The sequence below is a fragment of the Agromyces aureus genome, assembly GCF_001660485.1.
GTDB classification, from domain to species: Bacteria; Actinomycetota; Actinomycetes; order Actinomycetales; family Microbacteriaceae; genus Agromyces; species Agromyces aureus.
Genome location: NZ_CP013979.1, coordinates 4,042,313 through 4,056,205, shown reverse-complemented (window position 1 = coordinate 4,056,205; position 13,893 = coordinate 4,042,313). Strand labels below are relative to the sequence as shown.

Genomic DNA, 13,893 nt, shown 5'->3' with positions numbered 1-13,893 from the left:
AGCAGGGACGCACGTCGAATCAGCGGCCGCTCGTTCGACTCAGTGCGAGACCCGGTTGCGTCCGGCGTGCTTCGCCCGGTACATCGCCGCGTCCGCGGCCTCGAGGAGTCCGCCGCGCGGCGAACCCGGATCGGCCACCACGACCCCGCACGAGGCGGTGATGGAGACCCACCCGCGGTTCGTCGAGATCGGCAGCGCGATCGACTGCACGAGGCGCTGGGCGATCTGCTCCACGTCTTCGCCGACGACGCCGTCGAGGAGCACCACGAACTCGTCGCCGCCGAGCCGCACCACGTCGTCCTGCCCGCGCGAGGACTCGACGAGACGCCTGGCGACCTCGAGGATGACCGCGTCGCCGGCATCGTGGCCGTGCGTGTCGTTCACCATCTTGAAGTCATCGAGGTCGACGAACAGCATCGCCTTGCCCCCCTCGCCGACCGGGCCACGGGTCGCGAGCCGCTCGACGAGGTAGCGACGGTTGTAGAGGCCCGTCAGGGCGTCGCGCATCGCGAGTTCGGCCAATCTGGCCTCGGCACGCCGCTGGAGCGCGATCTCGAGCTCATGGGCGAGTTCGGAGGTCTCCTCGATGAGGGTGCCCCAGGCATCGCTGCGATCCCGCACCGTGCGCTTCCACGCGGCGAAGGAGGTGCGAGGCGAGAGCCCGTCGGGTCGGCTGCCACCGCTCGGGTCGCCGAGCCACGAGATGTCGTGCACGACCTCGCCGCGGAAGAAGACCAGTGCGTCGCCGGTCTCGACCAACGGCACGATCAGGAGCCCGGCGACCCCGGGCAGCAGGTCGGCGATGTCGGGCCGGTCGGTGCGGAGGCATTCGGACGCGAACGGCGCGCCCGCCAGTCGATCGATCACCCGGAGGATCGCCGTGAGCGGGGGAACCTCGCCCTTCATCCTGGAGGTGCCCCCGATGCGCACGAGCACGCCGTCGGCGGGCACGAGGTCGAGCACGGTGTCGACCCCGCCGAGCAGGGCCGTGTGGATGTCGTCGGACGCGTAGAGCGGCGCAAGGAGCGCTGCGCGTCTGGATCGCACGTCGACCATGTGCTGGAGCCGGTTGATCTCGTGCATCGACGTGAGCTGGAGGGCGATCTGCCCGGCCAGCACCTCGAGGGCGCGGCGCAGCAGCACGGGCAGGCGCCGCTCGCTGCGATGCGCACAGGTGATCATGCCGGTGAGCCGGTCGTTCTCGACGATGGAGAGCGAGAACGTCGAGGCCTGCCCCATGTTGCGCATGTACTGCAGGTGGTACGGCGAGACGCTCCGCAGCTCGGCATCCGACAGGTCGATGGTCTGCGGATCGTCTGCGAGCGCGAGGAGCGGGATGCCCGTGGGGTCCGTGCTCGCGATCGTGCGGCCGATCTTCGAGATGTACAGCGCGCGTGCCTGGGTCGGGATGTCCGAGGCCGGGAAGTGGAGTCCGAGGTAGGAGTCGAGGTCGTCGGCTCGTTCGTCGGCGACGACCTCGCCGTGCCCGTCGTCGTGGAACTGGTAGATCATGACCCGATCGAAGCCGGTGATCTCGCGGATGTCGGCGGCGACGATCTCTCGGAGCTCGGCTTCGGAGGTCGCGCGCGAGGCGCGGATGATGGCACCCACGACTGCGGTGCGGGCGTACTCGTCGCCCTCGGGCAGCGGCTCGATCTCGACCAGGGTCAGTCCGTCGGCACGGTGCACGATCGCGTCGGAGACGACGTCGTTCCATGTGATCCGTACGGGGTCGATGGCGCGACCGGTGCGCACCGCGTACTCGAGCTCTTCATTGCCGATCTCGCCGACTCGGTGCCCCAACCACTCGCTCGCGTTCTCGCTCGCGACCGAGATGACTCCGGAGAGGTCCACCCCGAACAGGGTTCCGTGCGGCTGGATCGAGCCAGGGGTGCGGATCGGCTCCTTCGCGCATTCTGCGAGTCGGTGGAGCTCCGCAGGGTCCAGGGCGAGTTGGGCCGGGTCCACGGCTACTCCATCTGCCGGAACAGGTTGGGTTGACCGGCGGTCCAGCGTACTCCACGCCCACCGACGCCGACGGGTTCTTCTCCCCAGCCCCCGCCCGATCAGCCGGACGCTCGGCGCTGGCCGAGGAGCCCCGATCGGCGGAACTCGGCCGCTTGCAGCACGCTCCACGGGCTGAGCAGGAACGGCGCCGTCTCGGCGGCGGTGAGGAAGTCGCTCGGCGCGATCCATTCCCACGACACGACCTCTGCGGGGTCGGGCGCAAGGTCGGTCGACAGCTCGGCGAGGTACACCGGACAGACCTCGTGCTCGACCACGCCGCTCGCATCGACGGCCCGGTATCGGAAGTCGGGCAGCACGAGCCGGACGTCGCGCGGCTCGACGCCGAGCTCGGTCCGCACGCGGCGGGCCACGGCATCCACCGGATCCTCGCCGGGCAGTGGATGCCCGCAGCACGCGTTGGTCCAGACGCCGGGCCACGTGCGCTTGGCGAGCGAACGGCGGGTCAGCAGCATCCGCCCGTCCTGATCGAAGCCGTAGCACGAGAACGCGAGGTGCAGCGGGGTGTCGGGGCCGTGCACGAGGGCCTTGTCGAACGTGCCGATCGGCGAACCGGCCACGTCGAGGAGCACGACCTCCTCGACGAGGCCTTCGCCGATCACGTCGCCGCCGCCGGCTCGGGCACCCGGGCCGCCTCGAGCACGAGGTCGCGCACGCGCGCGGCGGGCACGAGCTCGGGTGCCGCATCCCAGAAGGGCAGTGCGGCATCCGAGCAGATGAGCAGCGGCGTGTCGGCCTCGTGCTCGGGCAGTCGCCCGTGGCTGCCGCGTACGTGCGTCGCGTCGAGCGGCACGACCTTCATCGAGTAGCGCAGGCCGAGCTTCTTGCGCACGAGCCCCAGCCCGGCGCGGGCCTTCGCGAACCGGTCGGCGGGGTCGAAGAACAGCTCCGCCGGGTCGTAGCCGGGCTTCTTGTGGATGTCGACGCCGCGCGCGAAGTCGGGCGCCCGGGCGTCGTCGAGCCAGTAGTAATAGGTGAACCAGGCGCCGGGCCGGGCGACGACGACGAGTTCGCCCGAGCGCGCGTGGTCGAGGCCGTACCGCGCCTGGGCCTCACGGTCGAGCACCTCGTCGACGCCGTCGAGCCCCCGCAGCAGGTCGCGCACGCGCGGCACGTCGGCCTGATCGGCGACGTAGACGTGCGCCACCTGGTGGTCGGCGACCGCGAACGCGCGCGAGGTCATCGGATCGAGCAGTTCACGACCCTGCTGAGTGTGCACCTCGAGCAGCCCGGCGCGACGCAGCGCGCGGTTGACGTCGACGGGCGTGTCGACCGGCGCGATGCCGTACTCGGCGACCGCGACGACGGTCGCGCCGGCCGCGACCGCATCGTCGAGCAGGGGAGCGAGCACCGCGTCGAGCTCGGCGGCCGCCCGGTCGGCCTCGGGAGAGTCCGGCCCGAAGCGCTGCAGGTCGTAGTCGAGGTGCGGCAGGTACGCCATCACGAGGTCGGACCCCTCGTCGCGCAGCACCGATCGCGTCGCCTCGACCATCCACCGCGTCGAGGCGAGCGACGCGGTCGGCCCCCAGTACTGGAAGAGGGGGAACTCGCCGTGCTCGCCCACGAGCCGGTCGTGCAGCGCGGGCGGCCGGGTGTACGCGTCGGGCGACTTGCGTCCGTCGGCGTGGTAGATCGGCCGCGGGGTCACGGTCACGTCGGTGCTCGCGCCCATCGCGTACCACCAGCCGACGTTCGCGGTCGTGAAGCCCCGTTCGCGCCGGCGGGCGGTCTCCCACACCTTCTCGCCCTCGACGAGCGCGTTGTGCTGGCGCCAGAGGTTCACCTCGCCGATGTCGCGGTGGTACCAGCCGTTGCCGACGATGCCGTGCTGCGCCGGAGCGAGCCCCGTGAGCATGGTCGACTGCACGCTGCAGGTGACGGCGGGCAGCACGGTGCCGAGCTTCGCGGTCGTCCCACCGGCCGCGAGCGCTCGAAGCCGCGGCATGTGCGACAGCGCACGGGTGGTGAGCCCGACGACGTCGAGCAGCAGCACCCGGGTCATGCCGTCGCCATCCGAGGGGCGGATGCCGCGGCACGGCCGGCGTCGGTCGTGCGCGTCTCGGCGGGTTCCGCTTCGGCTGGTTCCGTCTCCTGCCGGCCGCCGAGCAGCTCCTCCGTCGCCCAGCGCAGCTCGGCGGCGATGCCCTCGACGAGGTCGCCGGCGCCGCCGGGAAGCACGGACCACGTGTACGTCTCCACGTCGAGGTGGGCGGAGTCGCCGTCGGGCAGTTCGCGCACCGCGGCCACCGCGCGGCGCAGCACGTCGGTCGTCGAGGCGAGCGGCTCGTCGGGCTCGAGGTGCAGTGGCACGTGGAAGTGCACGCGCCATGGGCCGTCGGTGCGGAGCCCGTCGGCCTCGTCGAGCGCGTCGGGCAGGTCGTCGACGCGGATCACGACGCCGTCGGGTGCGAGCGCCCGTGTCTGGTGCAGGTAGCGGGGCTCGGCGAACGCTCGCAGCGCCTCGCGCGCCTCGGGAGCCGCCGGGTCGTCGATGTGCAGGGCGGCCGAAGCCTGGATCTTCGGGATGCGGATGCCTGCGGCGCCCACCCGCCGCACCGTCTCGATCGGGTCGGCGAACGAGGTCGCGAGGTGGCACGTGTCCAGGCAGATGCCGACGAACTCGGGATCGATGCGGCCGAGGGCGGTCGGGCCGAGGCGCGGGGCCAGCCACCCGAGGATGTCGTCGACGGTGTCGAGCACGCAGCCCGGCTCGGGCTCGATCGCGAGGCGGATCGTGCGGCCCGTGCGTTCGCGCAGCCCCCGCAGCTCTACTGAGACGCGCGAGAGCGCCGCGGTGGCCCGGTCGTCCTCGACGGGCGTCCACGGGAACCGCCAACCGAGGGGCAGGGTGGAGATGCTGCCGTCAGCGCCCTCCGGCAGCAGGTCCGCGAGCACCCGAGCGCAGTCGAGCGTGAACTCGGCCCGCCGGGGGTCGGTCCAGTCGGGTCGGTACACGTCGAGCTTCACGATCTCGGCGTGGAACGCGGTGTAGGGGAACGCGTTGATCGTGCGCACCTCGAGTCCCTCGGCCTCGAGTCCGGTGCGCAGGCGGTCGCGCGCGGCGGCGTCGGTCGCGAGTCGGCGTGCGAGGGGCGCGGGCAGCCAGAGGCCGACACCCAGCCGGTCGAGGTCCGCGGCACGGCGCGCGGGGCCCGCATACCGGGTGAGCTGGTCGAGCACGCCGTCGAGATCCTCGGCCGGGTGCACGTTGGTGCAGTACGAGAGTTCCATCAGGCCGGCACCCCCCGCAGCACGGAGTTGCCCTCGAACGACACCGGCCCCGCGGCATCCGCATCGCTCGATTCGAACCCGGGCACCGGGTCGAGGTTCAGCCGCCCGCTCTGCCCGTAGAACTCGACCGGGTTGCGCCAGAGCACGAGGTCGACGTCGTCGGCGGTGAACCCGGCGTCGAGCATGGCGTGCGCGGTCGCGAGCGTCTTCAGCGGGTCGGAGTGCCCCCAGTCGGCTGCGCTGTTCGCCAGCATCCGCTCGGTGCCGTACTCGCGCAGGATCGCCACGAACCGGTGCTCGTCCATCTTCGTGTCGGGGTAGATCGAGAAGCCCATCCAGCAGCCGCTGTCGGCGACATCCGCCACCGTGGTCTCGTTGAGGTGGTCGACGACGACCAGGCCGGGTGCCAGGCCCGACTCGCGCACGACGTCGAGCGTGCGGCGCGTGCCGGCGGCCTTGTCGCGGTGCGGCGTGTGCACGAGCGCGGGCAGGCCGTGCTTCAGTGCGAGCTCGAGGTGGCGGGCGAAGACCTCGTCCTCCTCGGGCGTCATCGAGTCGTAGCCCGTCTCGCCGACGGCCACGACGCCGTCCTTCGCGAGGTAGCGGGGCAGCACGTCGAGCACCTCGCGGCAGCGCGGGTCGTTCGCCTCCTTCGGGTTCAGGCCGATCGTGGCGTGATGCCGGATGCCGTACTGCGCCGCTCGGAACCGCTCCCACCCGATGAGCGCGTCGAAGTAGTCGGTGTAGCTGCCCACGTTCGTGCGCGGCTGGCCGTGCCAGAACGACGGCTCGACGAGCGCGCGCACACCCGCGGCGTACATGGCGCGGTAGTCGGTCGTCGTGCGCGAGGTCATGTGGATGTGCGGGTCGAAGATGCGCATGTCAGTCCTCCGTAGGGTCGGTGGTGTTCGGGGTGTTCTCGGTGGTCGCCGACTCGTACCCGGCGGCGAGCCGGGTCATGTCGTCGGTCACGTCTCGTGATGCCGCGCGGCGCTCGGCGACGAGGCCGGCGGCCATGCGGGCGACCTCGGCGTCGGCACGGCGGTCGAGGTCGGTCACGGCGTCGAGTGGGATGCCCATGAACAGCGCCTTCAGCACGCCGTGCCGCCAGGCGTGCTGGTCGAGGTGCGCGGCGGCGAACGGGCCGAGTGCTGCGGCCACCAGGCGCGGGTCGTTCGAGCGCAGCGCCTCGGCGACCAGGCTCAGGCCGGCCGCGACGACGGGGTCGAGGTTCGCAGGCGGTGCGGATGCCGCGGGCGGCGAGCCTGCGACATCCGCACCGCCCGAGACATCCGCACGCTCGATGACTGCCGCATCGATCGTCGCGAACTCACCGGCGGCCTCGGCCGCACCGAGCCCTCGCAGCACCCCGCGCCGCTCGGCGTCGTCGCCGTAGCGGTACAGGTCGGCGAGCTCGGCCGCCGCCTCGGCGGGCGGGAGTGCGTCGAGCAGCGCCGCGACGAGCGCCTCGCGGGCGAGGTCGTCTTCGGTGCCGGCGGTGAGCCCGAGGGGATCGGTCTCCGGCGCGAGCGGCGCGCGCCCCACCTCGCGGCCCGCGGCGGGGAACAGCTCCGCGATGCGGTCGGGGTCTGCGGCGATCTGCCGCACGGCATCGTCAGTCCACGTGTGCTGCATCGTGCCTCCAGGCGTTCTCGAGTGCGGTCATCGATCGGGCGGCGACGCCGGGGGCGTCGTGCGCGTGGCGGGGGAGTTCGACGGCGGCGAGGCCGCGGTAGTCGAGCTCGTCGAGCGTGCGCAGGGCAGCGGTGAGGTCGAGCGTCCCGCGGCCGAGTTCGAGGTGCTCGTGGGCGACGGGCAGCATGTCGTCGACCTGCACGTTGCGCAGTAGCGCACCTGCGGCGCGCAGGGCGCCGACGACCCCTTCGGGCTCGACGACGACGCAGTGGCCGAGGTCGACCGTGAGGCCGAGCGCATCCGGGTCGCCGAGATCGGTGCGCAGCGCCAGGGCGTCGGCGACCGTCTCGACGAGCATGCCGGGCTCGGGTTCGAACGCGAGCGGGACGCCCGCATCGGCGGCCTGGTCGACCAGCCCGTCGAGGCGCACGCGGAGGCGGTCGTGAGCCCGGCCCGGCTCGACGCCCTCTGGCAGCACGCCCGACCAGAGCGACACGCAGTCCGCGCCGAGGATCGCGCCGAGGTCGATGGCGCGGCGCAGGAACGCCTCGCGCAGGCTCGCGTCGTCGTCGAGCAGGTTGGGGCGGTGCTTGCGGAACGGGTCGAGCAGGTACCGCGTGCCCGTCTCGATCACGACCCGCCAGCCGAGATCGTCGAGCCGGCGCCGCACTCGCGCGGCCGTACGGTCGGCGTCGCTCGCGAAGGGATCGAGGTGCGGATGCCCGAGGGTGAGCGCAAGACCGCGGTAACCGAGCGCGTCGAGCACCGTGATCGCGTCGTCGAGCGGATGATCCGTGAACCCGTTCGTGCCGTAGCCGAGCGTGAACCGCGCATCGGGCAGGCCCCCGGGCAGGTCCGTGCTCACGTGACGTCTCCGCGGGCGGGCCCGGTGCCGGGCTTCCGGCCACGACGGCCGCGCTGCCGGATCGTCGCATGCACCGCCATCAGGCCGGCCGCGATGGCGAGCGAGCCGCCCCGCGCGACGATGGCCGCCTGCAACGGCACGACCGACCCGATGCCCGCCCGGGTGGCATCGCGTACGCGCTTCGGCGTGGGGTCGTCGACGACGGCCAACTGCCCCGGCAGTGCCGCGGCGAGGTAGACGGCCGACCCGGCGGCACCGCCGAGCCGCGCGGCAGCGGTCTGCACGCCGGGGCCCACCGAGTCGACGGCGGCCGCGGCCGCGCCCGTCGCGACGAGCGAGAGTGCGGTGTCGGCGGCCGAGCCGCCGTGCACCTCGCCGCGGGAGAGCGCGGTGACGCCGAGCGTGTGCACGGCGATCGCGAGTGCCGCCGGCAGCGCCCGCGGCGACCCGCCGGCGCCGAGGAGCACGTCGAGTCCGCGGCACGCGGCCATCGCGAGCGGGCCGGCCGTGGTGGGCTTCGCGACCAGGTCGTACAGCGCGACGGATGCCACGAGCGGCGCCGCGACCGCGAGTCCGCGTCGCCCGCCGCCGGCCGCGGCCAACGCGAGCCCGACCGCACCGAGCCCGGCGGCGACCGCGAGTGCTCGCCGGGGGCTGATCCGCCCCGACGGGATCGGCCGCTCCGGCCGTTCGACGGCGTCGAGGTCGCGGTCGGCCCAGTCGTTCAGGGCCATGCCGCCGCTGTAGATCGCGACCGAGGCGAGCGGCAGCATCCATCCGCGCCGGTCGAAGCCGCCTGCGGCGACCTGGGCGCCCGCCGCGGTGTCGCCGAGCACGGTGAGCGCGGCCGGCGCGCGCACCAGTTCGAGGACGTCGGAGACGGTCGTCACCGCACCCCGCCGATCGGCACCGGGTCGGCGCCGGGCGCCGCAGCGCCGGCCTGGCCCTCGGCGGCGCCCGCGGCATCCTGCCCCGCGACCTGCTCGCCGAGGTCGGCCGCCCATGACTTGAGCGCCGTCGACTGGTCGGCGAACGCGTGCACCTCGCTGCCCCACGGGTCCTTGAAGAAGCTCCCGAGCGCCGGCACGACGCCGCGCACCCCGGCGGCCCCGGCCAGCGACAGCAGGCGCGCGAGGTCGATCACGAGCGGCGCGGCGAGCATGGAGTCGTAGGCGGTCCACGTGGTCTGCAGCGTGATGCGGCTCGACAGGAACCCCTCGGCGTGCACGTGGTCCCACGCGGTCTTCACGTCGCCGAGGTCGGGCACGTTGTCGATGTGCAGCGGGGCGACGACGTGCTCGCCGACGAGGCTGTGCAGGCCGCGCGTCTTCGACGCGAGCTTGCTTCGCACGGCCTCGGGGTCGGCGAGCGTCTGCCCGTCACCGCCGCCCAGGAGGTTCGCGCCGGCCCACGAGAGCACGTGCATGCCGCGCTCCACGAACATGGGCGCGAGCACCGTGCGCAGCAGGGTCTCGCCGGTCTTGCCGTCCTGCCCGGCGAACGCGATGCGCGGTCGGGCGATGGCGCGGAGCGCCGGCAGGCCGAGTCCGGCCGAGGGCGTGAAGCAGGCGTACGAGGCGCCGGCCTCGACCGCGGCGAGGGCCGCGATCGAGCTGGGCGGCAGCACGGCGGCCCCGGGCTCGGCGATGGCGGCCGCGAGCAGCGCGGGGTCGTGGAACTCGGGGCGGTCGGCCGGCAGCGGCTCGGTCGACGACACGTCGACGACCGTGACGTGTGCGAGGCCGTTCCGCTCGCGGAAGTCGACGAGGTCGGCGGCGAGCCGCGCGACGGCCTCGGACTGGCTGCCCGTGTGGGTCGACGGGTCGTAGCCGGGCCGTACCTCGGCATCGACGGCGTCGAGCTCGTCGCGCACCGCCGCGACGATCGCGGCGGGGATCATGCCCGCGGCGGCGAGCTGCTCGGCGCGCAGCCCGACCGGCGTGGTGCTGAGGTCGTGCCCGCCGATGACGATCTCGTCGAACCCGGGCAGCGGAACCTCGGCGAACCCCGGGCCCGACGTCGTGCAGCCGGTCGGCGGCGCGATGCGCGCGCCGAGGGCGTGCACGCCGACCGCGACGGTCGTCGCGACCGACCCGCGTGCTCCGATCAACCAGAGGCCCACGCGACCCCTGGTCCACTCGGTGGCGCGGGCGCCCCCGTCGGCCTCGGTCGGCTGGGCGGCGGGCTCGTGCTGGGCGTGGTGCTCCACGTCGGTCTCCTTCGATCGAGGGGTCGTGCGTCCGGGGCGGGCCCGGTGCCGGTGTTCGCTTGGCTTCTGGTCTGGTCTGGTCTGGTCTTCGGTCTGTTCTTCTGGTGCGTTCTTCTGGTCTGTTCGGTCGTGCGTCGTACCTGGCGGGTCGTGCTTCGCGGCCTGCGGATGTCGCGGGCTGGCGCCGCGGCATCCTCAGCTCGTGCGGTGCCTGAGCGACAGGGCGAGCCCGGCGAGATACTCGGCGAGCTGGGCCGGCAGCTCTGCCCTGGCGGTGCGGATGCCGAGCTCGAGGTGGGTGCGGATCAGCTCGTGGACCGAGGCGCGGGCACCGGTCGCCGTCACGATCTCGCGGACCCGTCGGGCGTCCTCCTCGTCGGCCTCGGGCGAGCCGAGCGCCTGCACGATGCGCGCGCGGTCGGCCGGCGCGGCGCGTTCGAGGGCGAGCCGGATGTGCTCCGTGCGCTTGCCGTCGCGCAGGTCGGAGATCGTCGACTTCCCGGTCGTCTCGGTCGCGCCGAACAGTCCGAGGTCGTCGTCGCCGAGCTGGTAGGCGATGCCGAGCGCGGTTCCCACCCGTTCGATACGGTCGAGTTCCGCCGGGTCGCCGGTGCTCGAACCGTCGGCGCCCGCCGCGATCGCGCCGAGCTGCAACGGCAGCGTCACGCTGTATGCGGCCGTCTTCAGCCGAGCGACGAGCAGCGGCCGACTCTGCTCGGGCGGCAGGGTCTCGCTGCGCACGTCGAGCAGCTCGCCAGCGACGGTCTGCTCGATCGCGTCGAGCGCGACGGCCGCGAGACGCAGGCGTACGCGGTCCTGCGCGGGCGCCGTGATGAGCGCGATGGCGGCGGCGTTCAGCGCGAGGTCGCCCGCGAGCAGGCCGGACGCCTCGCCCTGGCGGATCGCGGCCGAAGCGCCGAGCCCGGCCGCGAGGGTGTTCGCCTCGGTGCGGCCGATGACGTTCGGGCGGCCGTGGCGCACCCGATCGCCGTCGATGACGTCGTCGTGGGCGCAGAGGGCGAGGTGCACGAGCTGCACTGCGCCGGCGACGTGCCGCAGCAGCGCGACATCCGTGCCGCCGTGCGCGAGAAACGCGGCCGCCGCGAGTCGGGGCCGCAGGTACTTGCCGCCGTCGGCGGCCCGGGCGCCGGCAACGAGGTCCGCCATCTCGGGCCCAGCGATCTCGGTGCGGCGCCCGATCTCGTTCCAGTGGGCGCCGGCGAGGGCGGTGACGTCGCCGAGGGCGTCGTCGATGCGTTCTTCGAGGCCCTGCTCGAGCGCTGGTTCGAGGGCGGCAGCGATCACCGGGGCGGGGAGCATGCAGACCTCCGTCGTCGTCGACCGGTGCGGATGCCAGCGGGTGCCGGCCCGGATCGCACCGGTGACGAGAGTGCTGAACCCACCTCGGTTTCGCCGCCTTGCGATCTGATGTGCAGACTACTTCGCAGAAAGTCGCAGTGTCAATGAACGACATTCGTACGTTCAGGTGCAAAAGATCACTGGCGCCGAAGGCCGCCGTTCCGACGAACGGGCGCTCGTCGCGCGGGGTCAGGTGGCAGACTGACGCGGTGCCCGTCGTCGACAATGCGATCTACAAGGACGGCCTCCGGGTCGCCACCCCCGCCTCGCTCGAGGAGACCTTCGAGACCCATGAGTCGCACGGCGGGTTCGTGTGGATCGGGCTCTACCGGCCGACCGACGCCGAACTCGACGCGCTCGCGGCCGAGTTCGGCCTCCACCCGCTCGCCGTCGAGGACACCCGCAAGGGGCACCAGCGCGCGAAGCTCGAGCGCTACGGCGACTCGCTCTTCGTGGTGCTGCGCCCGGCCCGCTACCTCGACGACGTCGAGCAGGTCGAGTTCGGCGAGCTGCACGTGTTCACCGGCCCCGACTACGCGATCACGATCCGTCATGCCGAGTCGCCCGACCTCGCGAAGGTGCGTCGCCGCCTCGAATCCTCGCCCGAGCTGCTGGCGAGGGGGCCCGAAGCGGTGCTCTACGCCGTGCTCGACGAGGTCGTCGACGAGTACGCGCCCGTCGACGCGGGCCTCGAGAACGACATCGACGAGATCGAGGAGCAGCTCTTCTCCGGCGACCCCGAGGTGACGCGTCGCATCTACGACCTTGCGAGCGAGGTGATGGAGTTCCAGCGCGCGACGCGCCCGCTCGTCGGCATGTTCGACGCGCTCGAGCGCGGGTTCGAGAAGTACGCGGTCGACCTCGAACTGCAGCGGTACCTGCGCGACGTGAAGGACCACGTGCTGCGCATCGTCGAGCACGGCGACACGTTCCGCCAGTTGCTGCAGAACGCGCTGCAGGTGCACTCCACGCTCGTGGCGCAGCGCCAGAACGAGGAGACGAAGGTGCTCTCCGAGGCGGCCGTCGCCCAGAGTGAGCAGGCCAAGAAGGTGTCGAGCTGGGCGGCGATCATCTTCGCGCCGACCCTCGTGGCCGGCATCTACGGCATGAACTTCACGCACATGCCCGAGCTCGACGAGCCCTGGGGCTACCCGTTCGCCCTCGCACTCATGCTCGCCTTCGCGGGCGTGCTCTACGGCCTCTTCAAGCGCAAGGGCTGGCTGTAGGAAGGGCAGCGGGGCGGATGCCGCGGCCGGGCGCCGACGCCGCCCGAACTCCGGATCCGCGCTGGCGCTCTGGCGTGGCGCCGGTCCGGATCGGCGTGTCGCCGAGAATCTCCGGGGCAGGGTCGAGAACGCCCTAGCCGCGGCATCCGATCGCGGTTAGCGTTGTCGCCATGACCGAGATCACCGATGATCTGCCCGCCCGTCTGTTGCACGAAGAGCACGCCGGATGGAAGGCGATCCTCGACGGTCGCGGCGGCGAGCACTACCAACGCTCGATGACCCGCGATGCCCTCATGGTCGTCGAGGGGGCGACGCTCGGTCGAGACGAGATCCTCGCCCGCTTCCGCGCGACGCCGCCGTGGGAGTCCTACGAACTGCACGAGCCCGCGGTGATCCGTCTCGGCGATCGCGCGGGCATCGTCGTCTACCGGGCGGTCGCCCGCCGTGGCGACGACACCGCGAACCTCCGCATGTCGACCACGTACGTCTACGACGACGGCGCCTGGCACGTGGCGGCGCACCAGCAGACGCCCGCGTAGCGCGGGCTCGACGCGAACCTCCAGAGGGGCGGATGCCGCGGCATCCGCCCCTCTCGTCGTGCCGCGCGTTGGTGGGTCGGCGGGTCAGCCGTCGGCTCAGCCGACCGTGTGCAGCAGGCGCGCGATCACGCGGTCGTAGTGGTCCTCGCTGCCGTAGCGCTGCATTTCGGCGGCGACCGCGGCGGTGCGGGGCAGGCCGGGCGCCGTGGCGGCGAAGAGGCGCGCCATGCTCGAGGCCGCGTCGGGCTCGTCGCGCGAGACCGCGAACGAGGCCCACCCGTAGTTGAGCGCGAGGATGCCGCTGAAGAGGGCGACCGCGTCGTCGCCGGTGATGCCCGCGCGCTCGAGGATCGCGAGGGCGCGCTCGCCGATCGGGAAGGCGTTGGGGCCCGGCAACGGGTGCGCGACGAGCGCCGCGACGGCCCACGGGTGTTCGAGCAGCAGCGCGAGGTGCCGGTGCGCGAAGTCGTCGAGGTCGGCCCGGGGATCACCGGATGCGCCGGATTCGTCGCCGAACTCGAAGCGCCCGAGCACGCGGTCGAGCAGGGCGTCGACGAGCTCGTCCTTCGTCGCGAAGTAGCGGTAGAGCGCCATGGGCGACGCGCCGAGCGCGTCGGCGACCGCGCGGATGGTCAGGGCCGCGAACCCGTCTGCGGCGACGGCCTCGGCGGCGTCGAGGATCTCGTCTTCGGTGAGGGAGTTGCGGCGCCGCCGTTCGCGTGGGGCGGTGGTGTCGGTCATCCGTGCTCCTCGATGCCAGGTGTCTCGATATGTTGCGTACATCGTACATTATGCGATAACGTA

Annotated in this window: 13 protein-coding genes; 2 read left to right on the top strand and 11 right to left on the bottom strand. The window is 72.8% G+C overall.

Features of this window, described 5'->3' with window-relative positions:
- Positions 1-39: 39 nt before the first annotated feature.
- The 10 genes from ATC03_RS18125 to ATC03_RS18080 form a co-directional block, all read right to left on the bottom strand.
- A complete protein-coding gene (locus ATC03_RS18125; protein ID WP_169829212.1) occupies positions 40-1,854 on the bottom strand; it encodes a sensor domain-containing protein in 1,815 nt (604 codons plus the stop codon).
- Between the two features lie 212 nt (positions 1,855-2,066).
- Positions 2,067-2,627 (bottom strand): isopentenyl-diphosphate Delta-isomerase, encoded by a 561-nt coding sequence (idi, locus tag ATC03_RS18120; RefSeq protein ID WP_084003606.1) that lies wholly within the window; start codon positions 2,625-2,627, stop codon positions 2,067-2,069.
- Positions 2,624-4,027: an alkaline phosphatase family protein gene (locus ATC03_RS18115; RefSeq protein ID WP_067880241.1), complete on the bottom strand. Its 1,404-nt coding sequence runs from the start codon at positions 4,025-4,027 to the stop codon at positions 2,624-2,626. The genes idi and ATC03_RS18115 overlap by 4 nt, the downstream gene beginning before the upstream one ends.
- Positions 4,024-5,256, bottom strand: a complete 1,233-nt coding sequence (eboE, locus tag ATC03_RS18110) for a metabolite traffic protein EboE (RefSeq protein ID WP_067880239.1) — start codon at positions 5,254-5,256, stop codon at positions 4,024-4,026. The genes ATC03_RS18115 and eboE overlap by 4 nt, the downstream gene beginning before the upstream one ends.
- Positions 5,256-6,137, bottom strand: a complete 882-nt coding sequence (locus tag ATC03_RS18105) for a TatD family hydrolase (protein ID WP_067880236.1) — start codon at positions 6,135-6,137, stop codon at positions 5,256-5,258. The genes eboE and ATC03_RS18105 overlap by 1 nt, the downstream gene beginning before the upstream one ends.
- Before the next feature lies 1 nt (position 6,138).
- Positions 6,139-6,891 carry an EboA domain-containing protein gene (locus tag ATC03_RS21110; protein WP_067880233.1) on the bottom strand — a complete coding sequence of 251 codons (753 nt, stop codon included), beginning with the start codon at positions 6,889-6,891 and terminating at the stop codon, positions 6,139-6,141.
- Positions 6,872-7,756 carry a sugar phosphate isomerase/epimerase family protein gene (locus ATC03_RS21105; RefSeq protein ID WP_198168747.1) on the bottom strand — a complete coding sequence of 295 codons (885 nt, stop codon included), beginning with the start codon at positions 7,754-7,756 and terminating at the stop codon, positions 6,872-6,874. Before ATC03_RS21105 ends, ATC03_RS21110 begins: the two co-directional genes overlap by 20 nt.
- On the bottom strand, positions 7,753-8,646 hold the full coding sequence (locus ATC03_RS18090) for an SCO3242 family prenyltransferase (protein WP_067880230.1): 894 nt from the start codon (positions 8,644-8,646) through the stop codon (positions 7,753-7,755). The genes ATC03_RS21105 and ATC03_RS18090 overlap by 4 nt, the downstream gene beginning before the upstream one ends.
- The gene (locus ATC03_RS18085) at positions 8,643-9,965 is read right to left on the bottom strand and encodes an inositol-3-phosphate synthase (RefSeq protein WP_067880227.1); all 1,323 of its coding nucleotides are present in this window, start codon (positions 9,963-9,965) and stop codon (positions 8,643-8,645) included. The genes ATC03_RS18090 and ATC03_RS18085 overlap by 4 nt, the downstream gene beginning before the upstream one ends.
- 195 nt (positions 9,966-10,160) lie before the next feature.
- On the bottom strand, positions 10,161-11,285 hold the full coding sequence (locus ATC03_RS18080; RefSeq protein ID WP_067880223.1) for a polyprenyl synthetase family protein: 1,125 nt from the start codon (positions 11,283-11,285) through the stop codon (positions 10,161-10,163).
- Positions 11,286-11,533: 248 nt separating this feature from the next.
- Here ATC03_RS18080 and ATC03_RS18075 point away from each other — a divergent pair, with 248 nt between their 5' ends.
- Entirely contained in the window at positions 11,534-12,550 is a 1,017-nt protein-coding gene (locus ATC03_RS18075) for a magnesium and cobalt transport protein CorA (protein WP_067880220.1), read from the top strand.
- Positions 12,551-12,720: 170 nt separating this feature from the next.
- Positions 12,721-13,089 carry a nuclear transport factor 2 family protein gene (locus ATC03_RS18070; RefSeq protein ID WP_067880217.1) on the top strand — a complete coding sequence of 123 codons (369 nt, stop codon included), beginning with the start codon at positions 12,721-12,723 and terminating at the stop codon, positions 13,087-13,089.
- A 96-nt stretch (positions 13,090-13,185) separates the two neighbouring features.
- Here ATC03_RS18070 and ATC03_RS18065 read toward each other — a convergent pair whose 3' ends face one another.
- The gene (locus ATC03_RS18065) at positions 13,186-13,830 is read right to left on the bottom strand and encodes a TetR/AcrR family transcriptional regulator (protein ID WP_067880214.1); all 645 of its coding nucleotides are present in this window, start codon (positions 13,828-13,830) and stop codon (positions 13,186-13,188) included.
- Positions 13,831-13,893 lie beyond the last annotated feature (63 nt).